The sequence below is a fragment of the Clostridium sp. TJA038 genome (genome assembly GCF_058310255.1).
Genome location: NZ_JBZEFA010000003.1, coordinates 46,221 through 65,917 on the forward strand (window position 1 = coordinate 46,221; position 19,697 = coordinate 65,917).

Consider the following 19,697-nt stretch of genomic DNA (forward strand, 5'->3'; position numbering starts at 1 on the left):
TAAGACTTAACTTTATTTAAGTTCTTCAATAATCTTTTTAACTAATAAATTTATTAGCTCTTCTTTATTACCTAAGTCAAAAGAACATTTTTCTTCTTGCATAGCTTCCTTAGCTAAATCCTTAATATCTTCAAGTTCTCTAACTCCATAGGCAACATTTCTTGTATTCATTAAATCTAAAGGTCCTATATTATGTGATGTAGAACTTCCTCCAACAGCACCACAACCTAAAGTTAAAGCTGGTACTAAGTTTATTGTAGCTCCAATACCACCTAAAGCTCCTGGTGAATTTACAACTATTCTAGATACTGGTATCTCTAGTGCAAAGCGTTTTACAAGGTCCTCATTATTTGCATGAATACAGAAGGTATGTCCTGCACCTTCATTTAGTAAGATTTCCTTACATTTATTTAAAACATCCTCTACATTCTCTTCTACATAGAAAGTTAAAATAGTTGTTAACTTTTCTCTTGAGAATGGATATTTATGTCCTACATGACACTCTCTTGGAACTAAAACTCTTGCCCAAGAAGGTATTCCCTCTAAACCAGCTAAAGTAGCTATTTCTTGAGGATTTTTACCAACTATTTGTGGATTCATAGTTCCATTTGCTCTCATTACAAACTTAGATAATTGCTCTGCTTGTTCCTTAGTTAAGAAATAAGCTCCTTGTTCCTTTAGTTCTCTAATAACTTCTTCTTCCATAGCCTTTTCAACTATTACAGATTGTTCTGAAGCACAGATTGTACCATTATCAAAAGTTTTAGAATCTAAGATTCTCTTAACTGCCAATTTAACATCTGCACTTTTATCAATAAAAGCAGGTCCATTTCCAGGTCCAACCCCTATAGCTGGAGTTCCTGAAGAATAAGCTGCTCTAACCATAGCTTCTCCACCTGTTGCTAGTATTAAGGAAGTATCCTTGTTTTTCATAAGTTCATTAGTTCCCTCAATAGAAGGTACTGTAATACATCCTATAGCACCTTCAGGACAACCAGCTCTCTCTGCTGCCTTAGCTATTATTTTTGCAGTTTCTATAATACATTTCTTTGCACTAGGATGTGGTGATAAAACAATCGCATTTCTAGCCTTTATAGAAATCATAGCTTTATATATTGCAGTAGAAGTTGGGTTTGTTGATGGTATAAGTCCTGCTACAACACCTACAGGAACCATAACCTTAAAGGCTCTCTTTTCATGATTTTCTTCTACTATACCTACAGTTTTTATATCCTTTATAGATTCATATACTGTTTTAGCAGCAAAAACATTTTTTAAAACCTTATCTTCCCATTTACCAAAACCAGTTTCATCCTTAGCCATCTTAGCAAGTCTTTCAGAATTTTCATAAGCTGCATCAGATATAGCCTTAACAATTCTATCTATATCCTGTTGGCTCATACGAGATAACTTTACTTGAGCTTCTTTAGCCTTTCTTATAAGTCCCCTAGTTTCTTGAATTGAAACCAAGTCTTTATCTAAAAATTCCATTAATTTTCACCTTCTTCATTGTATTTTAGTAATATATCTACTAAATCTTTTTTCTTTAGAGACTTAAGCTTATTAGAAGTTATGTTAAGGTTTAAAGCTTTAATTTTCTTTCTCAACTCTTTAACACTCATCTTTGAGATATCTATATTTCTTTCCTTAGGTCTTTCACTATCCTTAGAAATTTCTAAAGAAATTTCATCTCTCTTCTCTTCTTCCTCTAAGTTTTCTTCTTTAGTTTTATTATCTATAACTTCTTCTACTATCTCTTCCTGCTTTTCTTCTAAATAAACTACAGGCTCTCTTTCTTCCTTAGTTTCCTCTAAATCCTCTTTTATTTCTTCTCTTATGTTTTCTTTAACTTCTTCAATTTCTTCAAAAAGTTCTTCAATTTCGTCATCTATATCTTCTTTATGCTCATTTATTTTATTAACTAAAAGATTTTGAACTTCCTCATCAAGTCTTGGAATAACATGAGCACTTCTTAAACTTCCTACTCTTTTTGCATAATTTTCAGCAGATTCAACTGCAGCTTGTACAGCATCTACCTCTCCCATAAGCTCTACAGTTACAATTCCTCCTGTAACCTTCTCTATTTTAATCAAGTTAACACTTGCAGCTTTTAAAGCAGTATCTGCAGCACATATAGCTGGAACATACCCTATAAATTCTAGTAGTCCTAAAGCTTTTCCCATATCTTACTCTATTAGAATCCTAAAGGATTACTAGCTACAGATTGAACAGCCTCTGCAAAGGCATCACAAGCTGCTTTACATGCTGATTGAGAACCTGTAAGTAGGGCTCCTGCAAAGTTTGTTTCTGTTGGTGGTGCAAAAAATTCACACATCTCAACATCTGCAGCCTTTAATGCTGCATCTAAAGCATACATTGCTTCTAATGGAGGAGCTACTAAATAAGCTAGGGCTTCACCCTCTCTTATACCTGCTGTTTTTGAAAGATAGGAACCTGTTCTTGATACACATTGAGCATAGTAACAAATAGAATCATCATCATTTGCACTTATAAAACCAACTCCACTATCTATAAAATCTAAAGTAGCATTTAATCCACTTCTAACTTCAGCAGGGCTTGGTCCTGCTAAGATACCAATTATTTCTCCTGCTAATTTTGTTGAAGCATTTAAAGCTCCTGCATACATAGATCTTGCATAAACTACATCTACCTCTGCTGCCTTTGTAGCTTCATCTAAAGCAGTATAAGTTACATCATCACAATCTGCTGTGATTAAACCTAAACTCTTATGATGAGGTTCTAATTCTAACTTTTTAGCCATCTCAGGGCTAACATTTGATATTATCTTAACGCTTAAAACATTAGGACGTATTAAATCATTTTTCATGCTTAATTCCCTCCAAACTTATTATTTAAGATCTATTCCTGAAGCTTTTTTATCTAACATTGTTTTTATAAGTTCTGCAATATGAGCTCCTGCCTCAACAGCAGTTGTTCCACCCTTATGAATGTTTGATATAACTGTTCTTTTAGCTTCTGGCATTCCAACCTTTGGCTTATAAGCTATATAAGCTGACATTGATTCTGCTGTTACAAGTCCTGGTCTTTCTCCAACTAATAAGCAAACAACATCTGCTCCTGTAGCTTCTCCTACAGCATCCATAGCTGGAACTCTACAATATTTAACAAATAATATAGGTCCAACATTTAAACCATACATTTTTAATCCTTGTTCTATAGAAGGAAGAATATCTTCTACATTTGCCTCTATAGCAGCGGAACTTAAACCATCTCCAACCATTATTTGAACCTTAGGATTTTTATCACACTTCTCTTTTATAAACTCTAAAGTTTCCTTTGAGAATTTTCTTCCAAGGTCTGGACGAGTTACATATTCATCCTTATCATTACACATTGTTTTAACTGCTATAAAATTATTTTTCTTTATAAACTCCTCAGAAACATCTGAGAATACTGAGTCTTGAGCTGCTGCATGGTCTGCTCTCATTCTTAAAGCAGATATAGTTTTATACCTTGCTCCTGCTCTTCCAGCACCTAATCTAGCTGGTGTTTTAGCTTTCATCTCTAAGTAAGCTTCTCTATCTACTGGGTCATCAACTAAAAGTTGTTTCTTTAAATCTATCTCTGTAATATCTGGGATAAATTCATCACTATTTTCTCCTTGAGATTGACTTTTAGAAACTTCCTTAACTACTTTTTCAACTGATTGCATATCAACTTGTCCAACCATTTGGCTAACTAATTGCTCAACCATTAGTTTTAAATCTTTTTCGTTCATAACTCTCTTCTCCCTCCTATCTTAAAAGTACAGATGCATCTCCTGCTTTTTTAGTAAGTTTTCCATTTTCATCTACAAATCCCATCTTAACTAACCAGTCTTGGAATTCTTTAATAGCTGTTAATCCAAACATTTCTCTTAAAGCTGCTGTTTCATGGTATCCTGTAGTTTGGTAATTAAGCATTACATCATCACCATGTGGAATTCCCATAAAATAGTTACATCCTGCTGTTGTTAATAATACAGCTAAGTTTTCTATATCATCTTGGTCTGCTTTCATATGGTTTGTATAACAAGCATCACATCCCATTGGTATTCCTGTTAATTTACCCATAAAGTGGTCCTCAAGTCCTGCTCTTATAACTTGTTTTGAATCATATAAGTATTCAGGTCCTATAAATCCAACAACAGTATTAACTAAAAATGGTTGGAACCTTTTAGCAAAACCATAACATCTAGCTTCCATAGTTACTTGGTCAACTCCATGGTGAGCATCTGAGGAAAGTTCTGAACCTTGTCCTGTTTCAAAATACATTACATTTGGTCCTGTAGCTGTTCCTTGTTTTAGAGCTAATTGTCTTGCTTCTTCTATAGTTGCAGCATTAAATCCAAAAGCTTCGTTTCCTTTTTCGGAACCTGCTATTGATTGGAATATTAAATCTGTTGGTGCTCCTTGTCTTATAGCTTCCATTTGAGTTGTTACATGGGCTAATACACAAGTTTGAGTTGGTATTTTAAATTTTCTCTTTATTTCATCAAATCTTTTTAATACCTTAGTAACACTTTCAACAGAGTCATCAACAGGATTTAATCCTAAAACAGCATCTCCAACTCCAAAAGTTAATCCTTCTAATAAAGAAGCCATTATTCCATCTGGGTCATCTGTTGGATGGTTTGGTTGAAGTCTTGCAGATAAAGTTCCCTTCTCTCCTATAGTAGTATTACAATGTGCTGTTACCTTTATCTTTCTTGCACCATATATTAAGTCCATATTAGACATTAATTTTGCTACAGCTGCTACCATTTCAGAAGTTAATCCTCTTGAAATTCTACTAATATCAGCACCTGTTGTATTTTCATCTAAAATCCACTCTCTAAATTCTGATACTGTCCAATGTTTTATTTCATCATATATTTTTTCATTTACATCATCTTGAATTATTCTAGTTACCTCATCTATTTCATAAGGAACTGCTGGATTATTTCTTAAATCCTCTAAAGTTATATTAGATAAAACAACCTTTGCAGCTACTCTTTCCTCTGAAGATTCTGCTGCTAAACCTGCTAATTTATCTCCTGATTTCTCTTCATTTGCCTTAGCCATAACCTCATTTAAAGATTTGAAATCATAAACTCTGCCAAATAATTTTGTTTTTAAAATCATTTTTTATCCTCCTTCCAATTAGTTAAAAACTAATGTTTTTATAACAACAGGTAATACCTTCCCCTCTGCAATAGGAGCACCAAGGTCTATATAATCACCATTTTCAACCTTAATTCCATCAATACATATGATTTCCTTTTTAAAATCAAGTAGGGAATATATTGCTTGTCCTAAAACTTTTGCCATATCATTTTCTACAACTACAATTAACTCTCCATTCTTTTCTATTAAACCTCTCATGCCTTCTACAAGGCCCTTTGCATATTCTTGTATATCCTTAAAGGATGGATTTTTCTTTCCATTAATTGCTATTGCTATTTTTTGAAAATCATTTTCTAACTTAAACCATTCTATTTTTTTCTTTAGAGCCTTCTCAAGTTCATAAGCTCCATTGCTTTCCTCATCTATACTAAGCTTTAATATAGGTAAGTTCTTTATAGGAAAACTATCTTCAGTATATGTTATGGTGCTTCCACTTATCTCTGTAGTGTGAGAACCTGCTCCAACTACAGTTGCTCTTATAGTTTCAATTGATTTAACAACCTTAAGCTTTTTACATAAATCTGAATTTTTTATAGCTTCCCCTAAAATTATTCCAATATCTCCATATTTAAAATAATCTTCTATTTCTTCTTCCTTGTATATATAATCTGCAACTCCTCCTGAGAAAGATATGCATTTTATTTCATTTTCTAAAGCTATACTCTTATTAGTTACTATGTAATCAAAGTATTTATCTTTAGCCTTTAAACCAACACTTTCTTCAAGCCAAGAAACCATCATATCTACTATAGGTTTAATATTTTCTAAAGTTGCTATTTTGCCAACTTCTAAATTAAAATTATTTTCTTTTATTATTCTTTCTATTTTAGGTGAAATATAAGTTATTTCTTTTGTAGCTTTATTAATCTTTATAAGCCTTCCACCTACATCTAAACATCCTGTTTCCTTAACCTCACCTCTTACAAAAAGTGCAAGGTTACTTGTTCCTCCACCAATGTCAATATTTACAACACTAGTTGAATGTTCTTTAGAATAAATATGAGCTCCTGCCCCTTTTCCAGCTATTATGCTCTCTAAATCAGGTCCTGCTGTTGCCACAACAAAATCCCCTGCAAATCCACTTAAACTTTGCAAAACATCATTTGCATTTTCCTTCCTTGCAGTTTCTCCTGTTATTATTACAGCGCCTGTTTTAATATCTTCCTTATTTATTCCAGCCTTTTCATATTCTTTTTCAATAATTTCTTTTATTTTCTTTCCATCTATTTCAGTATTTGAAATAAGTGGTGTAAAGTAAACATCACTTCTATAGATAATATCCTTATCTACAATACTTATTCTTGGAACGGTAAAAGCTGATGCTTCATTTTCAACTATTAATTTTGAAAATATAAGTTGAGTTGTACTTGTGCCTATATCTATTCCAACACTTAAAAGTTCCTCTCTCATCCTTTCACCTCCTTAATATTTATTTATGATAGTATTTTTCATACTAAGTTATAATATTTTAATTAAACCTTAACTAAAATTATTATTTTAAAGAACTAAAAAGGCTTAAAGCTACAGAAATAAATAGATTTAAAATCTAAATTTATTTTCTATAACCTTAAGCCTCATTGCTCAATTCAAACCACTACTTCGCAGTTTATAGTTATTTAAATTCTTCCTCTTCAATTTTAAAATTTAATAATACCTTAGTTCCATCTTTATTAGAGTTTATACTCATATTTCCTTTTAGTTGATCTCTTATATAGCTTTTCACTATAAAAAGACCTAAATTATTATTATTAATTATACCTAAATCAAAACCACAACCATCATCTACAATAGCTATAACCTTATCTTCTCCATTGCTTTGTATAAGGATTTGTATTGTTCCTTCTTCTTTATTTTTAAAAGCATGGTCAAAACAATTTTGAATAAGTTCATTCATAATTAATAAAAGACCTGTTAATTTTTCTCCATTTATATAAAAGTTGCTTCCTGTTATATAAATATTTATATTTAAACCATAAAAACTTTTTTTAATATTTTCTGCAAGAACTTCAAGAGCTTCTTTAACTTCAACATTATTTCCTTGGGATTTAGATAATAAATCATGAGTAGTTGCAATTGCTAAAATTCTATTTACACTCTCTTGCAAGTATTCCTTAACCTCTTCATTTTTACATCTTCTACTTTGGCTTCTAAGTAAAGAGGCTGCTGTTTGCAAACTATTTTTAACTCTATGGTGAGCTTCTCTTAAGGCTACAGACTTTAAAACTATCTCTGCTTCCTTATGCTTAACCTCACTTATATCCTTTATTATCTCTATAATGCTTAAGTTTTCCTTATCTATAAAGGTTCTGCTTAATTCAAAGTAAGAATTTTTAACTTGTACTTCTTTAACCTGTTTAAACTCATCCTTATCCTTTATGATTTTAGAAAAATCACAAAACCTTGAATTATCTAAGGACAATTTATTAAAATCATCTCCACATTCTATGCTATCATATCCTAAGCTTTTATAAATATTTTCTGCTTTAGTATTTTTTATAACTAATTTTCCTCTCTTATCAAAAACAAGTATTCCATCGTGAAGATTATTAGTTATTAAAGTTCCCTCTCTTAAAAGACTTAAAAAATCTTTAGATTCAGAACTCTTTTTAGCAGAGCTTATATCAATTTTAAAATCACTTTCAAGTTCATAACTAATATCTTGCTCTACTATTACAACACCTACAACTTTTTCTCCCTTAAAAATTGGATGTATCTTCTGCTTAACAAATTTATTTTCTTGAGTTAATGCTTTTATGTCCTTGTTAACAGTTCCATTTTTTAAAGTTTCTATAACTCCTGGTTCATTTTCCTTTAGGGCTTTTTTACCCACAACTTTTTCTTTATATAAGGAAGGCTTATCCTCTGGAATAGCGTGTTCTACAACAATAGCAAAGTTCCCTTCTTTATCTAAAACATCTATAAAAGCATCACTTTCATAAAAGTCAGCCATAATCTGTAAAGATTTTGAAACTTCTCTTATTGCACTTATTTCCTCTTCATCTAAAAGAGTATATTCTTTACATAATTCATCAAGCATATTATCCCTCATAGCCAACAATAATTATTTTTGCAATTTCAGCCATGGTAGTTCTTCTATCCATGCTTAACTTTCTTATTTTATTGTAAGCTTCATTTTCATTAGAATTTAATTGCTTAACAAGTATTCCCTTTGCCTTCTCTATTAACTTTCTATCATTTAATTTGTTATTTATCTTATCAAAATCTTTTTTAAGTTCATCAAATTCCTCTGCCTTTGATAAGCACATCTCTACAGTAGGAATAAATACCTTCTCATTTACAGGCTTTATTATATATCCAAAGGCACCTACCTCTTTAGCCATTTCAATATATTTTTTATCTTCAAAGGCTGTTAATAATATTATGCCCCCAACTAACTTTTCCTTAGTCAATACCTTACTAGCTTTTATTCCATCTAATAAAGGCATGTCTATATCCATTAAAACTAAGCTAGGATTGTGAGTTTTACAAACCTCAATTGCTTCAAAACCATCAGAAGCCTCTCCTACAACATCGTATCCATTAGCCTCTAAAATCTCTCTTGTATCCATCCTTGTAATAGGCTCATCATCGACTATTACTATAGTTCTTTTCATTAACAGTTCACCTCAAAATTAAAATTCGTTTAAGTAGTTAAATAACTCTTCTACACCTATGTTGTCTACTGTATCAACTTCAAAGATTTTGCTAACTCCTGCTAATTTTAGCTTCTCCCTAGCTAAATCTATTTCAGCTTCATCCTTAGCTAAGTTTATCTTTGTAATAATACCTATAACTTCTTTGCAAAAAATACTTGCAAAGCCTGGTGCAATATATCCTTCTTCAGAGGTGCAATCATATACTAAAGCTATAATATCAGCATCTGCTGCGGTAACTATTAAAGCTGTGTAGTATCCTCTATTTTCCATATATTCTCCTGGAGTATCTATAGCATTATCATAAAGTTCTATAGCTTGAGTTTTTTTATATTTTATTTCTAAATTGTTTAAGGCTTGACAAAGGGTTGTTTTTCCACAGCCTGTCTTACCCATAAATATTACTCTTCCCATATTTCTACGTCCTTGTGATTTTAGTTGATGAGAAATTTAAAATATTACTTAATACATCTAAAACTTCATTTAATGCTGATTCTACAGAACTTACATCTCCAGTTACTACTAAAGAGCCACTAAATCTATCTATAAATCCTAAGGAAACCCCTGAAGCCTTTGTTGCCACATCTGCAGCTATAATAGAAGCTTCACTAGGTGTTATAGTTAATATCCCTATAGCATCTTTACTGTCAACTATTAGCCCTAATTTTTTATATATGTCATCATTTGGATTAGCTATTATATGTGCAAGAGTAACCTGTTTCCCTGGTACATATTCTTGTATAATCCTCTGCTTTGTTTCTTCTCCCATATACTTCTCACCTTACTTTCCCACCTAAAAATCTACTTTTTATTAAATCCTTTTCATACTTATTTAATAAAAAAGCTCCTTAAAGTTTCATTCCTATCTTTAAGTAAATGAAATACCTTTAAGAAGCTACATTGCCTAAAACTTAATCACACCTTTGTGATATTTTTATTATAAAATTTCAAAAGACAATTGTCAACATATTTACATATTTTTCACCTCCTTTTGTCATATTAATAATTTTATTGATAAAAATTTAACTGTTTATTAAAGCCCTCTTTTAACATAAATAAAATAAGCTTCAAAGGTTAAAAAAATTCCCTTGAAGCTTTAAGTAAATATAAAATTTTAACTATATAATTTTATTTAAAATATCTATTATATCCTTTTCTCTTGCTTCTCTAGGATTAGTTTCTGTACAAGCATCCTTTAAGGCTAATTTAGCAATTTCTTCTTCTAAATTCTTAACCTCTTCTCTTGAAACATTACATTCTCCTAAAGTTTTAGGCATATTCATGTCTTTTTGCATCTTCTTAATCTCATTTATTAGATTTTTAACTAATCCTCTAGTATTTGACCCTTGTAATCCAACCATTTTAGCTATTTTAGCATACTTTTCAGCAGCTTTACTAAACTCCTTAGAATTATAGCTTGTTATATTAGCATTATATTCTACTATATAAGGTAATAATATTGAGTTAGTTCTTCCATGAGGAACATGAAACTTACCTCCTAAAACATGAGCAATACCATGATTTAATCCTAAAGAAGCTTCATTAAAGGCTAATCCTGCTAAACAGGAAGCATTGTGCATTTTTTCTCTTGCCTCTAAATCTTCTCCATTATTATAAGCTTTTAATAAATACTTAAATACTAAAGTTGCAGCTTTTTCTGCTAAAGCATCAGAAAAATCAGTTGCATTTTTAGAAACATATGCTTCTAAGGCATGAGTAAGTACATCCATTCCTGTATCTGCTGTTATGAAATTTGGAACTGTCTTAACAAGTTCTGGGTCTAATATTGCTACATCTGGAAGTAAATCCTCTGATACTAAAGGATATTTAACCCCTTTTTCTTTATCTGTTATTACTGAAAAAGATGTTACCTCTGACCCAGTTCCACTAGTTGTTGGTATAGCTATAAATTTAATATCCTTTAACTTAATTAATTTTTTAGAAAAATCTATTATTGCCTTAGTTGCATCTATAGCTGACCCTCCACCTAAAGCAATAACCACATTAGGATTAAAAGTCTTTATCATTTCTATTCCATTTACAACTAACTCAATAGGTGGGTCTGGAACTATTTCACTAAAAACAAAAATTTCTGATTCACTAAGATTTTCTTTTAATTTATTTATAGTGCCTGACTTTACCATAAAGGGATCTGTAACTATAAATACTTTTTTATTTTTAAATTCTTTTAAGTAATCTAAGGCTCCTTCTCCAAAAAGTATCTCTGTCTTAATTTTAAACCTTTTCATCTTAACTCCCCTCTTCTTCTTAATCTGTGATAGTGTAATTTTAAATATTTTTACTCTTTATAAAAGATTATAAAAAGTAAAAAATAAAAAAATAAAAAGCTCCATAGGGATTTCCTATGGAGCTTCCTTGCTCTTTAAACACCACATTGTGTTATTTTAAATATACTCTTTTTAAAAAAGCTTGTCAATAAAACTTAAATCACTTTAAATTAAAAAGTTAAAAAGCCCTTTAATTTTATAATAATTAAAATTATTCTATTTCTGAAAACATTTTCTTGCATTTTTAAAAATATTATATTATAATCAATGTAAAGGTTTTATCGGTGAAACCCTCTTTTCTTAACTGTCATCGATAAAATAATTATTTTTTTCATTTTTAATGCACTTTTGTGTTATTTACGTATTATTGAATGTGATTAAAAAGGACAAATACTTTTAAGTATTTGTCTTTTTTATTTTTAAAGATATAAATAAAATTCTAAAAATATTTTCCTATTTATTATATTTTCTATACTCTCTTAAAAAATTCTCTAATATTCTTGCAGTTATTCCCCATATCACATACTTTTCATACTTATAAAAAATAACTCTATATTTTCCCTCTTTAAATTTATAGTCTTTTCCTCCTAATATATTATTAAAAGGAAAATCCTCTCTAGGAATATTTAAAATCTTATTATAAGTTACCTCTGTCTTATAGTTTAAGAAATAACTTAAAGGGATTATTAATACATCATAAACCTCACTTTTATTTATCTTAATAAACTCCTTTATATTAAAAGGACTTTCCTTTTGAACAGCTAAAAAAGGATAGATTAATATATTATTTGGAGAAATATAATAATCTAATTGCGTTATAATATCAAAATTAGCTTTTCCTAATCCAACCTCCTCAAAACATTCTCTAAAAGCAGCTTCCTTAGGTGTTTCATTATTTTCTATAGCTCCACCAGGAAAGCAAATCTCTCCAGGATTGCTATTTAAATTGTTATTTCTTATTTCAAAAAGTATGCATTCTTCTCCATTTACTTTTAAAATTGGAACAAGAACAGAACATCTTTTCATATCTTCTTCCCCATTTATTCCTATATTATAATTAGAAAATATTTTTCTTATCTTCTCTATATTATCCATAAAATACTCCCCCTAAATTTTAAGAAATAAAAAAATAGTCCTCCCTTTTAACCGCACAGGAAGACTAAAAATAAATTATATAACTAAATCTATACATATATAAACCAATATCTTAATACGTTTACATTATAATTCTAAATTAACACTAAAGCAATAGTTTTTTAATAAAATAGTTATTTTTATCCATAATTCCAAAGTTTTTAAAAGTAATTTTATCTTTTTAATAATAAATATATATTTATAGCTATTAATCTGATTTCTTTCTTTTTGAAATAAATATATTTATTTCAAAAATTATAATTTAAGCCCTTAAATTCCCTTAATAGAATTAATATTATTAAAATAAAAAAGCCATAGAAATAATTATTTCTATAGGCTTATATGTAATTATTTTTCTAATTTTCTCATATATTCAGCTAATTTTTCTGATGTTTCTTTTAAAGCTTCCTCTCTATTTTTCTCATCTTCTTTTTCTTGTAGTTTTCTCATTTCCTCTGCAATAGATTTAGAAGACTCCTTAATAACTTCATTTCTAGCCTCTTTATTTTCATTTACATTACTCATAACTAATCCTCTTTTCTAAAAATCTATTTAATGTAAAACTCTCTAAAGTTTAAAATATAATTAAATCTTAAAACAAAACTTTACACTATAACATTATTTTACACTAGAGCTATTTTTCATACAATATCTATAAAAATTTGTAAAGAATATTTAAAAGTAAAGTTTTAAAAAGGAGCTTATTAATTAAGCTCCTTTTTAATTATTTTATTTTTTATATTCTAAAAATTCATTAGCATACCTTACAACACCACTTATATTTTTTAAGGCATCTTCTTCTAACTCTATAGCCATAAACTTTTCTTCTGGAACTTCAAAAGGTGCTTTCAAACCAAAATCACAAGCTTTTTTAAATCCTAACTTAGGATAATAAGTATCATGTCCTAAAACAACTATAGAATTGTAACCAAGTTCCTTAGCCATTTTCATTCCTTCTCTTACAAGCTCTCTTCCAATTCCAACGCCTTGATATTTAGGCAATACTGAAACTGGTGCTAAAGCAAGAGTTTCATATTTTTCATTTTCATTTTCTATATTAGCTTTAGTTAATAGTATGTGGCCAACTATTTCCCCTTCTCTTTCAGCTACTAAAGATAATCCTTCTATAAAGTTTTCTCCTTCTCTAAGTTTACTTACTAAAATATGTTCCATATGGTCGCTATACTCAGCATCTTTAAAAGCTTCCTCTACTAAAACCTGCACATTTTTATAATCTTTTTCTAATTCTTTTCTAACAATTACTTTCATAAGAAAACTTCCTTTCTTTAGATTTATTAATTTAAACTTTAAATTAATAAAATTTCTTATCAATTATAGTATTTCAAATAAAAATAAATTTATATCTATTAACTCTTTATTCATAGTAAGTTTTATTACTATTAACAACAAATTTTTAAGAATTCGGAAAAGCTTGTAAAAATGAAGAGTTTAAAGGAAATAAGATGACCGTAAAGGCCATTTATTTATATTAAAGAATTAACTCTTTAATACTTAAAATACTTATTTAAAGTGATTTGCCCTTATTATATGCAAATAATATAATATTTATAGAAAGTAATTTACTATAAAATATAATTTAAAATTCATAATTTTATTCTACATAGTAGGCCTATAAATAAGTCTGCTATTTTCTTTATAGTTAATTACTCTAAATTTAGGAGAGTGATATTTTGGAATCGAAAAAGAAGATCTTGAAAAGCATGTTTTTAATTGCATTAGGTTCAAGTATCTTAGCCTTTGGTAGTTATAACTTTAACTATCAAAACAATGTAACAGAAGGTGGAGTTTTAGGTTTATTGCTTTTAGTTAAAAACGTTTTTAACATATCTCCATCTATAACAAACTTAATAATTGACCTTTCTTTATTTGCTATAGGCTCTAAATTTTTTGGTAAGAAATTTTTAGCCTGCTCACTATTTGCAACTTTTTGTTTCTCTATCTTCTATAAGATTTGGGAAAGTATTGGTTTCTTAACACCAAACTTTTCAGACCATATGCTAATTGCTAGTATTTTAGCTGGTGTTGGTGTTGGTGTTGGTGCTGGTATAGTATTGCGTGGTGGTGGTGCCTCTGGTGGAGATGATGTTATTGCTTTATTAGGAAATAAATTTACTCCTCTTAAAGTTCAACATGTATATCTTTTAACAGATGCTATTGTTCTAATTATGTCTTTAGTTTATTTAGATTTTAAACAAATCTTCTTCTCAATAATAGCTGTTTGTATAAGTGGAAAACTTATAGGAATAATATATGAGTATAAAAACAAAGACTTAATAGACCCAGATATTAAAGATGATAAAGATAGTAAGGCCTTAGAAAAAAATGGTTCCTTTACAGTCTAATCTTAATAAAAGTAAAGAAAATTATTAAAATAAAGATACTAGAAAGTTTTAAAAACCTTCTAGTATCTTCTTTTAAACTACTCTTTTAAATTTTTTCTCATAATTGTTAGTTCTTCTGGAATTTCATATCCACCTTTTTTATAAAAACTTTCAGCTCTACTTCCTTTTAATGTCCAAAAATGAATTGTTCCTATATTATTTTCCTCTACAAGTTTCCCTTCTAAAAAGTTTAAAAGTTTTTTTCCATTTCCCTTTCCATGAGAATCAGAATCTACAAAAAATTCTTTTATGCAAAAATTTTCTCCATCAAACCATTGTTCTAAATTTCCTAAAATAGCTCCTTCTAATTTTCCTTGATTTTTTAAAATAGCTCCCTTAAAACCTGGAGTAAGAAATACATCCTCTAATCTTTTTTTTGCTCTTTCAAAAGTCCAAGGCTCCTTCCAAGGTTCTTCACCAAAGGTTTTTACAAAAAGCTTTGCACAACTATCTAAATCCTCTTTCTTTAATTCATATATATCGCTCATAAATAAAATTTCTCCTAAATTAAATAAGTTTTTCTTAAATTAAAGGTTATACTTTTCTAATATCTCCTTTTTTAATTCTCCATTTTCATAAAAAAGTTCTCCATCTGCATATATTCTTCCTCCATTTCTCATGTCGCAAAGCATATCCCAATGAAGTGATGAAGTATTTTTTCCTCCAGCTTCTGGCATAGAATCACCTATAGCCATATGAATTGTTCCTCCTATTTTTTCATCAAATAACATATTTCTAGTAAACTTCTTAATTCCATAGTTTGTACCTATTGCTACTTCTCCAAAATAGCTTGACCCTTCATCAGTTTCTAATAAAGCCTTTAATAATTCTTCTCCTTTTTTAGCTTTACATGAAACAACTTTTCCATCTTTAACCTCTAGTTCTATACCTTCTATTTCTTTTCCTGCATAAATTCCTGGGAAAGAGAAGGTTATATGTCCATTAATTTTATTTTCTACTGGTGAAGTAAATATCTCTCCATCTGGGAAATTAACTTTACCATCACAATTTATCCATTTTCTACCTTCTATTGAAACTTTAATGTCAGTTCCTTCTGCTATTATATGAAGCTCTTTTTTATTATTTAAATAATTAACCCATCTTTCTTGTTCTTTGCTTATCTTATTCCATTCTTCTACTGGGTCATCATAATCTAAAAGTCCAGCTCCATAGACAAAATCCTCATATTCACTAAAGCTCATAGAAGCTTCCTGTGCATCTGCATAAGTTGGAAATTGAGTTCCACACCATCTTAAAGAACCATCTCCCATTCTTCCCGAATAGAACTTTCTCCATCCTTTTTCTCCCGCTCTACTATCTTTTATTTTTTCAGAATCTATATTACTAAAAGCTCTGGTATCTCTAGAAGCCCAGGCACTTAACCAAACATCTGCTCTCTTTAACATAGTTTCCATTATTAAATTACCTGATAATAATTGTTCCTTTGAAGAATATTTAAGTCTTGCCTCCTTAGCCTCTTCTGATTCTAAAACATATTCAACATGAGCGCCTTTCTTTATAGCTTCCTTTACAACTTCACTAAGCCAAGGATTTGCAACCTCATTACAAGAAACAAAAACAAAATCCCCTTCCTTAACCTCTGTTGAATAGTTTACAAGTATTTTAGCTAACTTATTTAATCTTTGATCTGCCATATATATCCCTCCTATTATCTCTATTATACTCCTCTAAAATTTTTGAAACTATATAAAGAAAAAGAATATTTTTAAAAATACTTACAAGTTTATTTCTCTTAAAATTTAATAAATTAAAGATATTATATTCTTCTTGTTTCCTTTCTTAAAAACTCTCTCTCCTCCTTATTTAAGTAAGGCGATAATACTTCATAAACTTCTCTATGATAGTTATTTAGCCACTCTATTTCCTTTTTACTTAATAAAGTTACCTCTACTCCCTCTAAATCTATAGGACAATAAGATATAGTTTCAAATTTATAAAACTCTCCAAATTCTTCAGAATAAGTATCTTTTGCTACAACCATTGTATTTTCTATTCTTATACCATGTTTTCCTTCTCTATAAATTCCTGGTTCATTAGTTATAATCATACCTAATTCTAATGAAACTCTATTTGGTACTGGACTTATTCTCTGTGGTCCTTCGTGAACATTTAAGAAAAAGCCCACTCCATGCCCTGTTCCACATTTATAATCAATGCCTTCCTCCCATAAAGGTTCTCTAGCTTTTATATCTAAAGAAGAACCTGTAGCTCCTTTTAAAAATTTACTTGTAATAAGACCTATATGTCCCTTTAAGACTAATGTATAATCTCTTTTTTCTTCATAAGTTAAATCTCCTAAAACAAAGGTTCTTGTTATATCTGTTGTTCCATCTAGATATTGTCCACCTGAATCTATTAATAAAAATCCTTTTTTATCTAAAATATAATTACTTTTCTCTGTTGCAAAGTAATGCATCATAGCACCATGTTCCTTATGAGCAGATATGGTTTCAAAGCTAGCTCCCTTAAATAAATCTCCTAAAACTCTAAAATCATAAAGCTTATCAGAAGCAGATATCTCACTTATTTCAAAGTTTCCTATACCTTCTTTAAGCCATTTCATAAATCTAACCATGGCTACTCCATCTCTTATTTGACATTTCCTTAAATTTTCTAGCTCTACAGAATTTTTAATAGCCTTTAGCTTAGTTGTTATATTCATACCCTCTACAAGTTCATTTTTATTTTTAATACATTCATATAAATAAGCACTTATATTATCTGGGTCTATTAAAGTTTTTCCTTCTAATGATTTTAAATCCTCTCCTATATCCTTATAATCCTTTAATAAAATTCCCTCTTTAAAAAGTTTTTCTTTCATAATAGAATTAAACTTACTTTTATCTACATAAAGATAAGCTTCTTTATGATTTATTCTAGCATAACTTAAAACAACAGGATTACACTTTACATCATTTCCTCTTATATTATAAAGCCAAGCTATATCATCTAAAGAGGAGATAACATAATTATCAACACCTAAAATACTCATTTCTTCTCTAACTTCTCTTATTTTTTCCCTTGCACTTTTTCCACAATATTTAATTTCATGTAAAAATGCCTTTTCTTTAGGAAGACTTGGTCTATCTTTCCATAAATATTCTAAAAGGTCTTCATCTATTTTTATATTTAACTTATTTTCTCTTGATAAATTTTTAAAATCTTTATATTCACTTAAAGAAAAAACCTTTCCATCAAATCCTATGGTTTCTCCTTTCTTTGAATTTTCCTTAAGCCATTGAAAAAGACTTGGCCAACCTGCTATTCCCATTTTAAACATTTTAATTTCACTATCTTTTAGTTCTTTTACGGCCTGTATAAAATATCTTCCATCAGTCCATAAAATAGCTTCCTTTAAAGTTACAAGAAGAGTTCCAAAGGAACCTGTAAATCCTGATAGATATTCTCTTCCTTTATAATAGTCGCAAACATATTCACTTTGATGAGAATCATAGCTTGGCACTATATAATAATCAATATTTTTCTCTCTCATAAGATTTCTTAAAATCTCTAACTTTTTTCTTACTTCCATAAATTATTCTCCCCCTTATTATTTACTTATGCTTTCATAAAGATTAACACAAAAGCTCTTTAATTAAAATATAATAAAAAGACTTTAACATTTAATCATAAAAGTCTATCTTAGGTTTATATAAACCACCTATTATAAAAATTACAATTATAGTGGTTCTTTCCTTTATGGCAAAATATCTTATAATATTATATGTAGCTTATTTTGTAATAATAAATTTTTTTTATTACTTTAAAAAATTATTTTAAGCGTAAAAATGAGTTTTTAATTATTAATATGAGGTGTTTATAGATGGATATATGTGTTAGACCTGTATGGGCTGAAATAGATTTAGATAAAATAGCAAATAATATGAAAGAAATTAAAAATCTTGTAGGAGATAAAGAAATAATAGCTGTTGTAAAAGCTAATGCTTATGGCCATGGTGCCTTAGATGTAGCTTCTACTCTTTTAGAAAATGGTGCTTCTAGACTAGCTGTTGCCATAATAACTGAAGCTGAAGAACTTAGAGAAGCTAAAATAACTGCTCCAATTATGATTTTAGGATATACTCCTATAGATTTTGCTGAAAGATTAATAAATAATGATATAGAACAAACTGTTTATGACTTAGATTATGCAAATGAATTATCAGAAATAGCTTTAAAATTAGGTAAAAAAGCTAAAATCCACATAGCTTTAGATACTGGTATGGGAAGAATAGGTTTCCTTCCTAATGAAGAAGATTTTAAAAAGGTTTTAAAAATATGTTCCTTAAAAGGAATTGAAGTTGTAGGACTATTTACTCATTTTGCAACCTCTGATGAAAGAGATAAAAGATATACTTATGAACAATTTTCTAAATTAGTTTCCTTTAATAAAGCTTTAGAAAAAGAAGGAATAAAAATTCCACTAAAACATGCTTCTAATAGTGGTGCTATTATGGATTTACCTGAAACTTATTTAGATGGAGTTAGATGTGGAATAATATCTTATGGATACTATCCTTCTGAAGAAGTAAAAAAGGAAAACTTAAAACTTGAAACAGCACTTACTCTAAAAACAACTGTAGCCTTTGTTAAAGAACTTGATGAAAATATGTATGTAAGTTATGGAAGAACCTATAAAACTACTAAAAGAACTAAAATAGCAACACTTCCTATTGGTTATGCTGATGGTTATTCAAGACTTCTTAGCGGAAAAGCTAAGGTTATAATAAATGGACAATTTGCAAATGTTATAGGCAGAATATGTATGGACCAATGCATGATTGATGTAACCCATATAGAAAATGTTAAAATTGGTGATGAAGTAATTCTTTTAGGAGAGGATAAAGGATTAAGATTTGATGCAAATGACATGGCTAAAATTATGGGAACAATAAACTATGAAATACTTTGTATGATTAGTCATAGAGTTCCTAGAATTTATATTAAAAATAATAAAGTTATAAAGGTAAGAAACTATATTTAAAAAGGAAGATAATATTATCTTCCTTTTTT

Annotated in this window: 19 protein-coding genes; 2 read left to right on the forward strand and 17 right to left on the reverse strand. The window is 29.2% G+C overall.

Features of this window, described 5'->3' with window-relative positions:
- Window positions 1-12: 12 nt before the first annotated feature.
- From AC4FQV_RS07285 to AC4FQV_RS07350, 14 genes are all read right to left on the reverse strand, one after another.
- Window positions 13-1,491, reverse strand: coding sequence for an acetaldehyde dehydrogenase (acetylating) (locus AC4FQV_RS07285; protein WP_491138102.1), 1,479 nt, complete (start codon window positions 1,489-1,491; stop codon window positions 13-15).
- Complete coding sequence (locus tag AC4FQV_RS07290) at window positions 1,491-2,183, reverse strand: BMC domain-containing protein (protein WP_491165212.1); 693 nt, start codon at window positions 2,181-2,183, stop codon at window positions 1,491-1,493. The genes AC4FQV_RS07285 and AC4FQV_RS07290 overlap by 1 nt, the downstream gene beginning before the upstream one ends.
- 11 nt (window positions 2,184-2,194) lie before the next feature.
- Window positions 2,195-2,848 (reverse strand): ethanolamine utilization microcompartment protein EutL, encoded by a 654-nt coding sequence (gene eutL, locus AC4FQV_RS07295; protein WP_491138100.1) that lies wholly within the window; start codon window positions 2,846-2,848, stop codon window positions 2,195-2,197.
- Between the two features lie 21 nt (window positions 2,849-2,869).
- Window positions 2,870-3,760, reverse strand: coding sequence for an ethanolamine ammonia-lyase subunit EutC (gene eutC, locus AC4FQV_RS07300; RefSeq protein WP_491138099.1), 891 nt, complete (start codon window positions 3,758-3,760; stop codon window positions 2,870-2,872).
- 16 nt (window positions 3,761-3,776) lie between these two features.
- Entirely contained in the window at window positions 3,777-5,144 is a 1,368-nt protein-coding gene (locus AC4FQV_RS07305; RefSeq protein ID WP_491138098.1) for an ethanolamine ammonia-lyase subunit EutB, read from the reverse strand.
- Window positions 5,145-5,162: 18 nt separating this feature from the next.
- Window positions 5,163-6,596: an ethanolamine ammonia-lyase reactivating factor EutA gene (gene eutA, locus AC4FQV_RS07310; protein ID WP_491165213.1), complete on the reverse strand. Its 1,434-nt coding sequence runs from the start codon at window positions 6,594-6,596 to the stop codon at window positions 5,163-5,165.
- A 202-nt stretch (window positions 6,597-6,798) separates the two neighbouring features.
- Entirely contained in the window at window positions 6,799-8,223 is a 1,425-nt protein-coding gene (locus tag AC4FQV_RS07315; RefSeq protein WP_491138094.1) for a GAF domain-containing sensor histidine kinase, read from the reverse strand.
- Window position 8,224: 1 nt separating this feature from the next.
- The gene (locus AC4FQV_RS07320) at window positions 8,225-8,800 is read right to left on the reverse strand and encodes an ANTAR domain-containing response regulator (protein ID WP_491138093.1); all 576 of its coding nucleotides are present in this window, start codon (window positions 8,798-8,800) and stop codon (window positions 8,225-8,227) included.
- A gap of 18 nt (window positions 8,801-8,818) precedes the next feature.
- Complete coding sequence (locus AC4FQV_RS07325; protein WP_491138092.1) at window positions 8,819-9,253, reverse strand: EutP/PduV family microcompartment system protein; 435 nt, start codon at window positions 9,251-9,253, stop codon at window positions 8,819-8,821.
- Between the two features lie 4 nt (window positions 9,254-9,257).
- On the reverse strand, window positions 9,258-9,608 hold the full coding sequence (locus AC4FQV_RS07330) for a BMC domain-containing protein (RefSeq protein WP_491138091.1): 351 nt from the start codon (window positions 9,606-9,608) through the stop codon (window positions 9,258-9,260).
- A gap of 349 nt (window positions 9,609-9,957) precedes the next feature.
- Window positions 9,958-11,088: a 1-propanol dehydrogenase PduQ gene (locus tag AC4FQV_RS07335; protein WP_491138089.1), complete on the reverse strand. Its 1,131-nt coding sequence runs from the start codon at window positions 11,086-11,088 to the stop codon at window positions 9,958-9,960.
- Window positions 11,089-11,580: 492 nt separating this feature from the next.
- The gene (locus AC4FQV_RS07340) at window positions 11,581-12,222 is read right to left on the reverse strand and encodes an NUDIX hydrolase (protein ID WP_491165214.1); all 642 of its coding nucleotides are present in this window, start codon (window positions 12,220-12,222) and stop codon (window positions 11,581-11,583) included.
- 387 nt (window positions 12,223-12,609) lie between these two features.
- Window positions 12,610-12,786: a hypothetical protein gene (locus tag AC4FQV_RS07345; protein ID WP_491165215.1), complete on the reverse strand. Its 177-nt coding sequence runs from the start codon at window positions 12,784-12,786 to the stop codon at window positions 12,610-12,612.
- Window positions 12,787-12,990: 204 nt separating this feature from the next.
- Window positions 12,991-13,530 carry a GNAT family N-acetyltransferase gene (locus AC4FQV_RS07350; RefSeq protein WP_491165216.1) on the reverse strand — a complete coding sequence of 180 codons (540 nt, stop codon included), beginning with the start codon at window positions 13,528-13,530 and terminating at the stop codon, window positions 12,991-12,993.
- Window positions 13,531-13,952: 422 nt separating this feature from the next.
- On the opposite strand from AC4FQV_RS07350, the gene AC4FQV_RS07355 reads away from it, so the two are divergent.
- Window positions 13,953-14,624, forward strand: coding sequence for a YitT family protein (locus tag AC4FQV_RS07355; protein ID WP_491138085.1), 672 nt, complete (start codon window positions 13,953-13,955; stop codon window positions 14,622-14,624).
- A gap of 77 nt (window positions 14,625-14,701) precedes the next feature.
- On the opposite strand, the gene AC4FQV_RS07360 is transcribed toward AC4FQV_RS07355, so the two are convergent.
- From AC4FQV_RS07360 to AC4FQV_RS07370, 3 genes are all read right to left on the reverse strand, one after another.
- Entirely contained in the window at window positions 14,702-15,151 is a 450-nt protein-coding gene (locus tag AC4FQV_RS07360; protein ID WP_491165217.1) for a GNAT family N-acetyltransferase, read from the reverse strand.
- Between the two features lie 39 nt (window positions 15,152-15,190).
- Entirely contained in the window at window positions 15,191-16,318 is a 1,128-nt protein-coding gene (locus AC4FQV_RS07365; protein ID WP_491138083.1) for an aminopeptidase, read from the reverse strand.
- Window positions 16,319-16,440: 122 nt separating this feature from the next.
- Entirely contained in the window at window positions 16,441-18,216 is a 1,776-nt protein-coding gene (locus AC4FQV_RS07370) for an aminopeptidase P family protein (RefSeq protein ID WP_491165218.1), read from the reverse strand.
- A 291-nt stretch (window positions 18,217-18,507) separates the two neighbouring features.
- On the opposite strand from AC4FQV_RS07370, the gene alr reads away from it, so the two are divergent.
- The gene (gene alr, locus AC4FQV_RS07375) at window positions 18,508-19,668 is read left to right on the forward strand and encodes an alanine racemase (protein ID WP_491138081.1); all 1,161 of its coding nucleotides are present in this window, start codon (window positions 18,508-18,510) and stop codon (window positions 19,666-19,668) included.
- Window positions 19,669-19,697 lie beyond the last annotated feature (29 nt).